The 13,874-nt window shown below is 34.4% G+C and carries 7 protein-coding genes; all 7 read right to left on the reverse strand.

Annotation, left to right across the window (positions count from 1 at the left end; genetic code table 11):
- Positions 1-245: 245 nt before the first annotated feature.
- Complete coding sequence (locus ACODSB_RS03295) at positions 246-1,277, reverse strand: LacI family DNA-binding transcriptional regulator (protein ID WP_488935998.1); 1,032 nt, start codon at positions 1,275-1,277, stop codon at positions 246-248.
- Positions 1,278-1,508: 231 nt separating this feature from the next.
- Complete coding sequence (locus ACODSB_RS03300) at positions 1,509-3,989, reverse strand: glycoside hydrolase family 31 protein (protein WP_488935999.1); 2,481 nt, start codon at positions 3,987-3,989, stop codon at positions 1,509-1,511.
- A gap of 705 nt (positions 3,990-4,694) precedes the next feature.
- Entirely contained in the window at positions 4,695-6,194 is a 1,500-nt protein-coding gene (locus ACODSB_RS03305) for an aminotransferase class V-fold PLP-dependent enzyme (protein WP_488936000.1), read from the reverse strand.
- 21 nt (positions 6,195-6,215) lie between these two features.
- The gene (locus ACODSB_RS03310) at positions 6,216-8,216 is read right to left on the reverse strand and encodes a protein-disulfide reductase DsbD family protein (RefSeq protein WP_488936001.1); all 2,001 of its coding nucleotides are present in this window, start codon (positions 8,214-8,216) and stop codon (positions 6,216-6,218) included.
- A gap of 246 nt (positions 8,217-8,462) precedes the next feature.
- Entirely contained in the window at positions 8,463-11,258 is a 2,796-nt protein-coding gene (locus ACODSB_RS03315; RefSeq protein WP_488936002.1) for a M16 family metallopeptidase, read from the reverse strand.
- Positions 11,259-11,345: 87 nt separating this feature from the next.
- On the reverse strand, positions 11,346-12,476 hold the full coding sequence (locus ACODSB_RS03320) for a redoxin domain-containing protein (RefSeq protein WP_488936003.1): 1,131 nt from the start codon (positions 12,474-12,476) through the stop codon (positions 11,346-11,348).
- 140 nt (positions 12,477-12,616) lie between these two features.
- A complete protein-coding gene (locus ACODSB_RS03325; RefSeq protein ID WP_488936004.1) occupies positions 12,617-13,819 on the reverse strand; it encodes a redoxin domain-containing protein in 1,203 nt (400 codons plus the stop codon).
- Positions 13,820-13,874: the final 55 nt, after the last annotated feature.

Raw genomic sequence — 13,874 nt, forward strand, 5'->3', positions numbered from 1 at the left:
ACTTACAGGAAACATTTTTGACCAGAAGGAAACAAGCTATTATCGACTCCTAAAAAGCGACAGCCAACGACGTATTAGACCTAGAAAACAAAGAATAATAAACATCAATCAGCTGTAAATCAGTATCATTAATCTGATTTAAACCGTAAAATTCATCATTTGAATTACAATTAAATTGGCATACTGTGTTTGTTCCTCATCAATTTGATGGTTATATATGATTCTAAAATGTAAGGCCGGATTCATTATTTCTTCATTGTCGACTCTCTGGCCAAAACCTCTGTATTGAGAAATATAATCTCCTTGGCATCATCCACGTTTTGTACCCGAAGGCTCTTAATGACGATTTCGGCAGCGGCTTTACCCATTTTTTCAGCGGGATGATTTATAGTGGAAAGATTAGGCTCAATGATTTTAGAAATTAAATCATCGTTAAATCCTATAACTTTAAATTCCTCGGGAACTCTTATATTTCTTTTTTTGGCTGTCTGTACAGCACTGACACCGAGAATATCTCCAGGAGCAAATAATCCGTCTGGTTTTACTTTTAAATCAAATAAAACATGGCTTGCCCTTACTCCCTCTTCATAAGTAACAGAATTCAATTTAATAATTAATTCTTCATCTACTTGTATATTATGCTCCTTTAATGCCTCTATATAACCTCTTTTTCTTTCACTGTAGAGATTTCCCAATTCTGATCCGGCTGTAAAATGAGCAATTCTCATACAGCCTTGTTCTATAAGGTGCTTTGTGGCTCTGTAACCTGCTGAATAATTATCAATAACAATCCGGAAAGTATTATAATCTTTAGGCACCCGGTCAACAAAAACAAGCGGTATATTATTATTTGAAAATTGATAAAAATGCGATGTGTTTTGAGTTTCCATTGAAAGAGAACAGATAACGCCGCTGACCCTGTTGCTAAATAATGACTTAGCCATATTAACCTCTTCAATATACGAATCATGAGACTGCATGATAACAACAGTATGATTGAATTTCTGGGCGGTAATTTCAATACCGCTGATCAAAGATGACAAAAACGGCTGTGTAATAGTCGGAATTAAAACCCCGATTGTTTTAGTCTTATTTCCTCTTAATCCCGCTGCGAGAGTATTGGGAACAAAACCCATTTCTTTGGCTGTTTTTTTTACCTTTTTTTTTGTTTTATCACTAATAGAATGGTGATCCTTTAAAGCTCTTGAAATGGTAGATGTTGCCAGATTTAATCTGGCAGCAATATCGTAGATCGTAATATGTTTATTCTCTTCCATGGGTAATATACTTTTTAGCATAATTCTATAATACTAAAAAAAAAAATGATATAAAAACACTGCTAGGTAAATCTCACAGTTCCTAATAAATGCGGGATTGTTTTCAGTATAAAAAGCCGTTATAAATTAAACAGATTAGGCTATAACCTCACTAGTTGGCATTTTTAAATTTTCTGAAGACGAACATTTAAAAATGTCATCTATTTAGTAATTTGCTTTCACCATAACCTTTTACATCTTTACTGAAATTGTATTTCCTGTATAATCAACAACTTTACTAAATTTAGTAATATTACTATTTTGCTGGCCAGGATTTTCGAAAACTTTGACAACATTGAACTGCCGTTGTTTTATCATTCCAATAAACTCACCCTTTTGCTGCTCAATTGTTAAAACCTTCTTTGAATTATTCCACTTAAATGTAATTGTTGCATATTTTCCTTTTTCATAATTATAATTATCTCCTTCATCTTCATAAAGAGTAAATATACCATCCGCTCCTTCATAAACTCTAATTTCAAGATTATCCCATTTCTTTTCATCAGCATATTGTACTTTAGGTCCAAAAGGAATAATACTGCCTGCCCTAATATATAAAGGAATTTCATCAATACCTGCTTCCTTCTCAATTTCCTGACCACCATTGTATTTATTATTAGTCCAGAAGTCGTACCATTGCGTACCGGCAGGAAGATATATCTTTTTTGATTTTTTCTGTCTAAAGTCTATATCTGGGTTTTTAGGATTGTTCTTGTCTTTTTCTTTATTCCATCCTGTCTCTTCATTAGTTTTTATAATTACTTCAGGCGTATACTGTGCACTAACAACAGGAGCTACCAATATGGACTGACCAAATAAATATTCATTGCTGATATCTTTGGCTTTCTCATCTTGATCAAAATCCATCACTAAAGCACGCATCATGCTAGACTGTCCATTTGTCACTTTCCATGCATTTGAATAAATATAGGGCAATAACGAATAACGCAAATGAATTGTTTTTTCAATAGCATCGTAAATCGTTTCTCCTTTTTGTCCAAACTGATATATTTCTCTCGGTATATCTGTGCCGTGAGAACGCATCATTGGGGTAAATGCTCCAAACTGCAGCCATCTTAAATATAGTTCTTGGTACGATGAATTTTTAGATCCCGAAGCGATATTCCCATTTTTATTGTAGGCACCTGCAAAAAAACCGCCAATATCACTATTCCAGTATGGAATGCCGCATAGAGAAAAATTTAATCCCGCAGGAATTTGATTTCGTAGATTTTCCCAGGAAGAGTTCACATCCCCCGACCATGTATTAGCTCCATAGCGCTGCTGCCCGGCAAATGCTGAACGTGTTAAGATAAAAACCCTTTTTGCAGATGGTGTGGCGCGCTGATGGTCATAAACTCCTCCCACACTCATTAAAGGATAAGCATTTCTGACCTTTCTAAAGGATCCTAAATATGTTTTATTGTCAAAGTCTTCAGGCTTAACATCTAAATGATCTGGTTCTGTAGAATCCATCCACCAGCCGTCAATGCCCAAAGAAAATAAGCCTTTGTTAAGGTATTTCCAATAAATGTCTCTTGCTTCAGGATTATATGCATCATATACCTGTACACCTGAAGGAAAATTCATATCCGGCGGCCATACATCTTTTGCTGACTGCGGCCATGTCTGAAAATCCATCAACATATTTTTATCTTTCATTTCCTGAAATTGTGGTGTTTTCGGACCGAAGGAAGACCAGATCGAAATAAGCAGATGTGCATTCAAATTATGAATATCATCTACCATTTGCTGGGGTTTTGAAAATTCAGGATTTAAAAAACTCATACCATTCCAATGATAATTATCGCCCCAATACTGCCAATCCTGAATAATACCATCCAATGGAACACCCAGATCACGATATTTTTTCACTACCTCAACAGTTTCATTTTGACTTTTATAACGCTCTTTGCTTTGCCAGAAGCCAAAAGTCCATTTAGGAAACATTGGCACCTGACCGGTTAAATCCCGCATTTGGGCTATAACGCCGTCAGCATTATTGCCCTTCATAAAATAATAATCTATACCATCACCAACTTCTGATTTAAAAGAGGTTTCTTGAGCAGTATCACTAAAATCGGTCGGTGAGTAATTATCCCAAAAAAGCCCATATCCTTTATCTGACTGGAAAAAAGTAACAAAATCCCAGGTGTTATTCTGTACCATGCGGATTTTCTGATTTCTTTGAGACATTTTTCCATTTTGCAGAATTCCCAATCCGTAAATAAACTCTTTTTTATCAAGAATAAAAGATTGTGCTACGCTGTAAGTTTTAATTCCTGAATCATTAAAATCTGTAAAAAGTGCTCCTGATTTTTTCTCCTTTAATAGTGGCTTTCCATCAAAAGTCTGATAAGATATCCTCCCATTTTCTAAATTCAAAACGGCCTCAATACTCTTGCTTTTCAAAGATATAATGCTATCTTTTTTTTTAATAGTAAACTTTGTGTTTTGTGGAGCCTTTATAACTGATAAGCTTTTTTTATCAATTTTTTTTCCAGCAGGATATTTTATAATCCGAATTATTTCAGGACTATAAAACTGTATTTCTACTACAGTATTGTGAATCGAAGTTTTTATCCCCAAATTTGTTTTTTCATAAGATTGAGCAATACTATGTATACTGCTAAAACATATTATTATTGATAATAAAGAAAATTTTAGTGACATACTTAATAATTTTAAATAATTATTTTCTAGATATTTTACTTATATTCCAAACAATTCTAATACCGGTAGTGATAGTAAATTTTTATATTAATCAATGGCCTCATGCCAATCTGTTTCAATTTTAATAGTACATCTGCTTCTATTGGACCTTTTTACAATTACTTTTATTGTGAAAAAGCATGAAATAAATTTAAGTGTTTAAAAAACACTTAAACAAATATAATATTTATACTATTACAATCGGTTGCTTTTTTAGTTTATTTAAAATATCAATAATAAACAGCTGAATACGAATATTTATAAAGTTTAATTTTCATCATGTCATTCATTGCTGATTCTATATTTTTTTTTTAATTACCTTAACTTTTTCTTTTTTTTTGTAAATCCACCTTGGAGCTGCCTCCAATTTTGCCATAAAAAGTTAAACCGGTTTTAAAGATATTTTATCTCTCTACGTTTGTGGCGCATAAGGTCTTTTAAAAAGCAAAACTCCAGCTAAATAAGGTTCTTCGAGGATTAGATTCGAAGCTGTATTAGTGTGTCTTTAGGAAATCTTTTTTGGAAAATTAACATATCTATGCACAAGTTTTAAATCGAGATGATAGATTTTATCCGTTTTTCCAAGTATTCGAAAGTGAGCTTTTAAAATGCATCCAAAAGGCACTAATTTTATGAAAAAATAATGCCTTTTATCTTTAGTGCACCTTATTGCAAAGAAAACCAAAGCTTAACATCCTGAGCAATTATCTCCTGATTTATAATACTTTCGAACTCGTTATTTACTGAATTATATCTATAATCTTCCTGCCATTGTTTATAATAAAAAGCTACTTTTTGTATGGCATCACAAATAAATAAAAGTTCGTCATTAGTCATCGTTGGATGCAAAGAAATGCGAACCCAACCTGGTTTATTGCTTAATTTTTTTTGCAGAAGTTCTTTTGTTATTTCTTCAGATTCTTCTTCACCAATGTCAAATAAATAGTGTGCATATGTACTTGCACAAGACCAACCTCCACGAACCTGAATTCCGAATCGGTCATTTAAAAGCCGTACAATTAAATTATAATGAATGTTTTGAATTGTCAGAGAAACACAGCCAATTCGCTCTGTTTTTAGGTCGCCTAAAATGGAAAGCCCTTCTATTTTTTGAAGTTTTGAATAACACAGATCCAGCAATTCCTTTTCTCTATTTTTCATGTTTTCAATCCCCATTTGCTCTTTCAACTCTAGACAAAGAGCCGTTCTTATGACTTGCAGAAATCCCGGAGTTCCGCCATCTTCCATTACTTCTATAGTATCACTGTAATGATATGCGCCCCAGGGATTGGTATATTTTACGTTACCGCCACCTGGATTGTCCGGAAAATTGGATCGATATAATTTTTCATTAAAAACCAAAACACCACAAGTTCCAGGGCCGCCCAAAAATTTATGAGGTGAAAAGAAAATGGCATCCAATTGTTCCTCTTTATCTTCGGGATGCATATTAATGGAAACGTAAGGCGCCGATGCCGCAAAATCAACAAAACAAAAACCCCCGTTTTGATGCATAATTTTTGCTAATTCGTGATACGGGGTTATAATTCCTGTAACATTCGAACAAGCTGTAAATGAACCAATTTTCAGGTTTCTATTATTATATTGTTTAAGTGTTTCTGACAATATTTTTGGATCAACTAAATTGTTTTCATCAGGAGGCAAGACTACAACATCAGCAATGGTTTCATACCACGGAACCTGATTGGAATGATGTTCCATGTGTGTGATGAAAACGACAGGTCTATCCTCGTCAAATTGCAATTTTACATTGTAAATATTATCTGGAGAACGAAGGCCCATAATGCGTTGCAGTTTTGATAAAGCTGCTGTCATTCCAGTTCCTGTTGTTATCAAACAATCAGAATCATTGGCATTCACACGTTTTTTGATTAAAGCTCTTGCATTTTGATACGCATAGGTAGATGCTTTGCCTGTTTCACTCGAAAAAGAATGCGTGTTAGCAATCATCGGACCTATTTTATTGAGCATTATCTCTTCAATTGGAAAGTATAATCTTCCGCTGGCAATCCAATCTGCGTAAAGTAGTTTTTGTTTCCCGTAAACCGATTTGAAAGTATGATTAACCCCAATTGTATTTCCTCTGAATTTAGAAAAATACTGTTCCAATTCTGTTGTTATTGTTTTTTCTATGATAGATTCCATGACTATTTTTTCTAAAAACAATTATGATTTAAAGTTTTTGATTCCCGTGTTCAGCCAATTATAATAAGCCGTAATATCAGGATTATACGCTGACGGTTCTGTTAAGTTTGCGCTGTTTTGATCTACAATTACATAAAAAGGCTGTGCGTTTGCTTTATAGGTTTTGATTTGTAAATCACTCCATTTATTTCCAACCGTTTTAATCATTTTTCCCGTTGTTTCAGAAACATATTGTTCGTTTTCCGGAAGCTCTTTTTTGTCGTCTACATACAAGGAAATCAAAACGACTTCATTTTTCAAAACACCTAAAATCTTTGGATCTGACCAAACCAATTCTTCCATTTTCCTGCAATTCACGCATGCATAACCTGTAAAATCCAGCAAAACCGGTTTTCCGTTTTTCTTCGCGAATTCCATTCCTTTATCATAATCATGAAAAGTGATAATATTTTGCGGGCCAAATTCTGCGCCTTCCGGTAAAGCCGGCTTTATTTCACCAACATTTTTAGAAGCACCAAATCCGTCCGGCGATTCACTGTATTGCATTGGAGGTGCAAATCCGCTGATTAGTTTTAAAGGCGCCCCCCAAAGCCCCGGAATCAGATAAATGGTAAAGGATAAAACAATTAATCCAAAACCCAATCTTCCAACTGAAATATGGTTTAAAGGAGAATCGTGCGGTAATGTTATTTTTCCGAATAAATAGAAAGCCAAAGTTCCAAAAACGGCAATCCAAATCGTTAGAAATACTTCTCTTTCCAGCCAATGCAATTGCAAAACTAAATCAGCATTTGATAAGAATTTTAAAGCTAAAGCCAATTCTAAAAATCCTAAAACCACTTTTACCGTATTCAGCCATCCGCCGGATTTTGGCAAAGCGTTTAGCCAACCCGGAAATGCAGCAAACAATGAAAATGGCAATGCAATTGCAGTCGAAAATCCTAACATTCCAACAATTGGCGCGATCCCTCCTTTTGAAGCTGCTTCGACTAATAAGGTTCCAACAATTGGGCCTGTACAAGAAAATGAAACAATGGCCAATGCCAAAGCCATAAAGAAGATACCAATTAATCCACCTCTATCTGCCTGCGAATCGACTTTGTTTGCTAATGCATTTGGCAGCATAATTTCAAAAGCACCCAAAAAAGAAACGGCAAAAACAACCAATAAAATAAAGAAAATAAGATTGAACCAAACATTCGTTGAAAGCGCGTTCAGAGAATCGGCGCCAAAAACGGCCGTTACAATCGAGCCCAATAAAACATAAATGATAATGATTGAAAATCCGTAAATCAAAGCGTTTCTAATTCCTTCCCCTTTGGTTTTGCTTTGTTTGGTAAAATAACTCACCGTCATAGGAATCATCGGAAAAACACATGGTGTTAGTAAAGCTGCAAAACCAGATAAAAATGCAATAATAAAAATACTGATTAATCCTCTTGAATCTTTCTTTTTAGCTGGATTTGCAATTTGTGTTTCTGCCTTTTCTGTTGCTTTAACAGTCGTTTTTTCTTTTGTAACAGCTGAATCTTTTATAGTTGTTATTTCTTCGGCTGAAGCCATTTTTTTTGAATTCGGAATTTTAAAAGATAATTCCTCAGATGACGGCGGCAGACAATTGCTGTCGTCACAAACCATAAACCCAACTTCAGCTGCAATGTTTGTAATTTGATCTGAGGTGAACTTTATTTTTTGCGTAAAAAGGGCTTTGTCTTCAAAATATTTAATTTTCATATTGAAGATTTTATCCACTACTTCATGTCCTTTTGCTTCAGTGGTTTTGCCTACTAATTCAAAGTTATTTTTTGGATTTTTAAACAAAAAAGCTGTCGCCGATGGTCCTCCTTCTTCTATATATTGCCCATACAAATGCCATCCGGACTGAATCACAGCTTCGGCTTTTAAACTATATTCTTTATCTGATATTTTTTCTACAGAAGTAGTCCATTTTACCGGATTATACATTTGTCCAAACATACTGCAACTCACAAGCAATAGTAAGGCTAAGATCATTTTTTTCATTGTTTTTTTATTTTGATATTTAAGTTTGATTTAAAAAAAGAGCTGTCGGCAAAACAGCTCTTTTAGGTCTTTCACAAAAAATTGCTTACTAATTCAGATCTAAAAATGAAAGACAACTACTAAAATTGTTTTTGTTTCGGGTTCAGGTTTTCATGACAAAAAATGTGCACAATCAGCTCAAGCAAAAAGAATTACAATCTTCCTTCTAACTTCTAAGCTCTTGCTTCTAACTTCTTCCTTAAAAAATTACTTCAAAGGATTCCCCTCTTTATCTAATGAACCTGCTTTTATGATGATCATTTTCTCTAACTGAACATACTTTTTGATGGCGTCGTTTACTTGTTTCAAGGTAACTTTTTCGATATCTTTTGGATATTGGTCAATGTAACTTGGCTCCAAACCTCTTTCTACGAAACCTAAAATTGTTCTCGTCATTCCGTTTGTGGTTGCCATTCCAACTTTAAAACTTCCAATTAAATTGGTTTTCTTGTTTTCTAATTCTTCCAAAGTAATTCCGTCGTTTACCCATTTTTTGATCTGAACCATCGTTGCGTCCAATCCTTTTTGGAATAAAGTTGGGTTAAAAGATGCATTTACCATCCAATATCCGCCAGTAGCAATATTTCCGCCCGTTCCAGATGAAATATTGTATGTTAAACCGTCATTATCTCGAACCGTTTGCATCAAGCGACCAGCAAAACCAGCACCTAAAGTATAATTCCCAATGTAAAACGGAATATAGTCTGCATCGGTTCTTTTTAAACCTGTGTATTGCCCGATAAACAATTCGGCACTTGGTTTCTCCGGAATTGTAATAACTTCTGTTTTTGAATTTGCTTTTACAGCTTCTTCAAACTTCATGTTTTCAATTACACCACCGTTCCAGTTTTTGAAAGATTTATTTAATGAATTATTCAAATTAGCGCCTTCAGTATCGCCAACAATCACCAAATGCATTGAAGCTGGTCCAAAATATTTTTTGTGAAACGCTTTTACTTCTTCCAAAGTGGCATTTTTTACATTCGTTAAATCTTCTTCAACACTTAAATCATGATTCGGATTTGCTTTTGGATAAATCGCTTGTGTCAACGCAATACTTCCCCTTTCTCCAGGATCATTCAGGTTTTGCTGAATGTTTCCTGTAAATTGCTGCTTTAAATTTTCGAATTCTTTCCCATCAAATAATGGACTTCTTAATTCTTCAGCTAATAAAGTAATGACTTGATCTAAATCTTTTTTCAGACATTTAAAGCCAATATTTACTTTAGTTGTAGAAGCATTCACATTGATATTTACACCTAATTTTTGGAGTTTTTCAGAGAATTTAAATTTATCATTCAGCGTCGTTCCTTTTGACAACATTGAAGCTGTTAAAGACGGAATTGCCAGATTTTTGTTTTCATTGGCATAATTTCCTAGCGAAATACTTGCTGCAACAGTCACAAAATCTTTAGCTGATGTTTTTACTGAAACTACATCTATTCCGGCTACTTTTTCTCTTTTGTAAGCCGAAGCTGTTTTCTCAATTGTATTTTTATGTTCTAAAATAAGTAGTTTTTTCGGAGTTTTTTCTTCTGATAAATGAACTTCAGAAGCTTCTTTATGATCATGTCCGCTTTCTGGATCTCTGTAATAAAACGGTCCGTTCTCTGGCATAAAATTGTTGGCTTGCGCCGATTCCTGACTTTGACCTCCATTTTGCTTCGGAACAAAATATCCGGTTGTACTCTGATCTTCAACCAGATATTTTTGAGCAACACGCAAAACATCTGCTGGCGTTACTTTTTTCAATCGTTCAACTCCTGTTACATAATCTGTCCAATCTCCGGCTGCAATCGCTTCGTTTAATTGGGAAGCGATTACGCCAGAACCGTCACGAGCCAAAATAGTTTGTGCACTGATATTGGCTACAACACGGTTTACTTCTTCCTGTGTAACGCCATCTTTCTGAATTTTAGCTACAACCTCACTAATTTTAGCATCGATATCTTCCTGTTTTGAAGTGGCAGGAAAACCAACTCCAATAGTAAAAAGTCCAACTTCTTTAAAATTTGTTGCGCTTGAATACGCATAAATCCCCAAACGTGTGTCTACAAAAGTTTTGTTTAAAATAGCTGATGGGCCTGAACCTATAATTTCTGCCAGAATATTCAAAGCCGGTAAATCTTCGTGTAAAGCTCCCGGAATTTTGTATGCTTTGTTTACAACGCCCAATTCTCCAGGCTTTTTAACTACAATTTTGCGAGGTCCGTATTGCTGCGGTTCTTCGGTATATGGCTGAGGCATTGTGTTTGGTGCTTTTGTGATTTTACCAAAATACTGTTCGATCAATTCAAAAACATTCTCTTTTTTGAAATCTCCAATAATGGTCAAAGTCGCATTATCCGGCCAATAATAAGTGTTGTAGAAATTACGTAATACTTCAATTGGTGCTTTTTCAATATCAGATTTCCATCCAATTGTAGAATGATGATACGGATGCGCAATGTACGCAGCTGCCCAAATTTCTTTGTCCAATAAACTGTTTGGATCGTTTTCTCCGCGTTCGAATTCGTTTCGAACGACTGTCATTTCAGCATCTTTATCTTCTTTCAATAATAAAGAATTACGCATTCTGTCGGCTTCAATTTGTAATGCCAATGCGATTTTATCACTCGGTAATGTTTCAAAATAATTGGTTCTGTCGAACCAGGTCGTTGCGTTGAGCTGCGCTCCCGTATTTTGAAGAACATCCGTAATCGTTGTTCCATTTTTTTTATTGAAACTTGGAGTTCCTTTGAACATTAAATGCTCTAAAAGATGCGTTGATCCTGTGTTTCCTAAAACCTCGTTTTTAGAACCTACGCGATACACAATTTGTACCGTTGCAACTGGCGAAGCATTGTCTTGCAAGAGTAAAACATTCATACCGTTTGGTTGGTACAAATACTCTTCAATTCCGCCCAATTCTTTGATTTTCTTAAAATTAACTGATTTATTTTGCGCTGAAATAAGCGTACAGAAAGCTAGTGAGCAATAGCCCACGAAGATGTATTTTTTCATTTTTTGTGATTAAGATGTTTTTTTTAGCGTGAAGTAACTTTGTCAAAGTTTAAAACTTTGACAAAGTTTGACAGCTACTTTTACTTTTTACGATTTACTAAAAATTTCTTTTAGTTTAGATTGAAGTGCTTCTTCTCTTAGATTTTTAGCTACTATTTTTCCGTCAGGTCCAATTAAGTAATTGGTTGGAACTAGTTTTACTCCGTATAAAACGGCAACCTCATTTTTCCACCCTTTTAGGTCAGAAACGTGCGTCCAGCTTAAGCCGTCTTTTTCGATTGCTTTTTGCCAAAGATTCTTTTTATCGTCTAATGAAACGCCTAAAACTTCAAATCCTTTATCGTGATAGGCTTTGTAAGCGACAACCACGTTTGGATTTTCTTTTCGGCATGGACCGCACCAGCTTGCCCAGAAATCTATCAAAACGTATTTTCCTTTATAATCAGATAATTTGACCGCTTTTCCGTTTACATCAGTTTGAGAAAATTCTGGAGCTGCAACGCCGACAGCGGTTTTATCGTTAAGTGCAATTCCTTCTTTTATTTTTTTACCGAAATACGATTTCTGAATTTCAGGGCTTAAAACTGCAAAATATTCTTTTACTTGTTCCGGGGTTCCATATGTTACCAAACGATCGTCAAGAACTAAAGCTCCGGCAATCTGATCTTTATGAGATTTAATAAATTTAAAAGTAAGATCATCTGCCAACGTTTGTAAATCTGCCCAACGTTTGTCCATCATTGTTTTTTGCTCCGCAGTTAGTTTTACTTTCCCATTTTGACTTATAGAGTCAGATGCTTTGTAAACAGGACCTGCAATTTTCTGGATCTTTGTAAATTCATTTTTATAATATGACATATAAATTGAATCCTGAGTTGCTCCGGTCAATTTTGCATTAAAAATACTGTCTTTATGGCCAACAAAATTTATAGTTTCATTTGACAATACAAAAACTTTCCCAAATTCCTGTCCTTTTAGCTTAACACTATATCGCAAAGGTTCGTCTACCTTTCCTGCAAAAGTAAATTTGCCGTCTACGATTTTAGTAGAGTCTTTTACTATTTTTTGATCTCCGTCAAGAAATTCTAAATAAACGAGTCCGTCTTTTTGCCCCGAAATATTTCCGTTTATTGTAAATCCTTCTTTTTTAGAACAAGAACTAATTGTGGCTGTTAGCGCTAAGGCTAATAAACCTGATCTTAAGATTGTACGTTTCATGTTTGATATTTTTTTATTTTTAAGAATGCTTTGTCTGTTTTAACACATAGTTATATAAGCTTAAAAAAGGCGTTTCACTTGTTTAAGCAAACATAGCTGTGTGGTTATTTGGTTTTTAATTCTCAATTTTTAATTGACAACTATGATTTCAAAAGTTCTTTCAATTTTGCTTCTAATTCTGCACCTCTTAAATTATCACCAATAATTACCCCTTTACTATCTACTAAATAGGTTGCCGGAATTGTTTTTACATTAAATGCATTACTTACTTTATTGTCATCCAGAAGATTGTGCCATTGCATGTTTTCCTGAACTAAAGCTTTTTGCCAGGCTTTTTCGTCTTTATCAATTGAGATACTTAAAATTTCAAATCCTTTATCGGCATAAGTTGTATAAACTGTTTTTAAATTTGGAATTTCTTTACGACATGGTCCACACCAAGATGCCCAAAAATCAATCAGAATGTATTTTTTTCCTGCAACAATGTCTTTTACATTATAGGCTTTTCCGTCTTTGTCTTTTAGACCAAAATTGGCAATGCTTGTTCCGATTAAAGACTTCGGGTTAAGATCTTTATCTACCAATTGACCGTAGTAACTTTTCTTTGCTGCCGGAGAAAATTGCTCATAAATTGGCTTTTGGTCCGGTGTGAAATAACTGTATTGAGTGATCATAAAAAACGGTCCCCACCAAGTTGCTTTATTTCTTGTAATTAAATCTGCTGTTGTTGTTTCGACTTTCTTAAAAAATGCTTTTTCTTTTGCTTCAAAAGATTTCCATGCAGGAGAATTTCCAATAGAATCCATCAGTTTTTTGTTTCCTGAAACTCTAGCTTTTCCGTATGCTTCTGCAACTTCTTCACTTCCTTTATGGTATTCTTCGTAATCTTTGTTTAATTCTTCTCTAAAAGCTGTTTCTTTTTTAAAATAATCATTAGATTTTGATCCTGAAATGACTTCATTTTTAAAATTGATTTTTCCGTCTTCTTGTTTTAAAACTTCGGCTTCAGCTGTTAATTTTATTTTAGAATTTTCTATTAAAACCGGAATGTATCCTTTGTTTTTTCCAAACTCAAGATAAAACAAACGAGGTTCATTTAATTTTCCTGTAAAGGTAAATCTGCCGTCTTTAAGAGTAGTTTCTGCAACTGCAGATTCTGATGAATGTGTTGCTCCGGGAATCAATTTTATGGTCGTTCCGTCTTCAAGACCTATTATATTTCCTTCAAGATTATACGAAGTTGCAGCTGTAACAGCAGGCTTTTTCTTTTGCGCCTGACTATTGTTGGAAAATGCAAATAAACAAATGCATAATCCAATTACTTTAAATTTAATTCTATTCATTTTTGATTGATATTTTAAGTAAAAGCTTCCTTTTCGAAAGTCCTAATCAGGAAGC

Source organism: Flavobacterium sp. FG68, from assembly GCF_057808895.1.

Bases quoted from the DNA above. Each gene is read 5' to 3' on its own strand.
- ACODSB_RS03300 (WP_488935999.1), bottom strand. From the start codon at position 3,989: ATGTCACTAAAATTTTCTTTATTATCAATAATAATATGTTTTAGCAGT.
- ACODSB_RS03325 (WP_488936004.1), bottom strand. From the start codon at position 13,819: ATGAATAGAATTAAATTTAAAGTAATTGGATTATGCATTTGTTTATTT.
- ACODSB_RS03320 (WP_488936003.1), bottom strand. From the start codon at position 12,476: ATGAAACGTACAATCTTAAGATCAGGTTTATTAGCCTTAGCGCTAACA.
- ACODSB_RS03310 (WP_488936001.1), bottom strand. From the start codon at position 8,216: ATGAAAAAAATGATCTTAGCCTTACTATTGCTTGTGAGTTGCAGTATG.
- ACODSB_RS03315 (WP_488936002.1), bottom strand. From the start codon at position 11,258: ATGAAAAAATACATCTTCGTGGGCTATTGCTCACTAGCTTTCTGTACG.
- ACODSB_RS03305 (WP_488936000.1), bottom strand. From the start codon at position 6,194: ATGGAATCTATCATAGAAAAAACAATAACAACAGAATTGGAACAGTAT.
- ACODSB_RS03295 (WP_488935998.1), bottom strand. From the start codon at position 1,277: ATGGAAGAGAATAAACATATTACGATCTACGATATTGCTGCCAGATTA.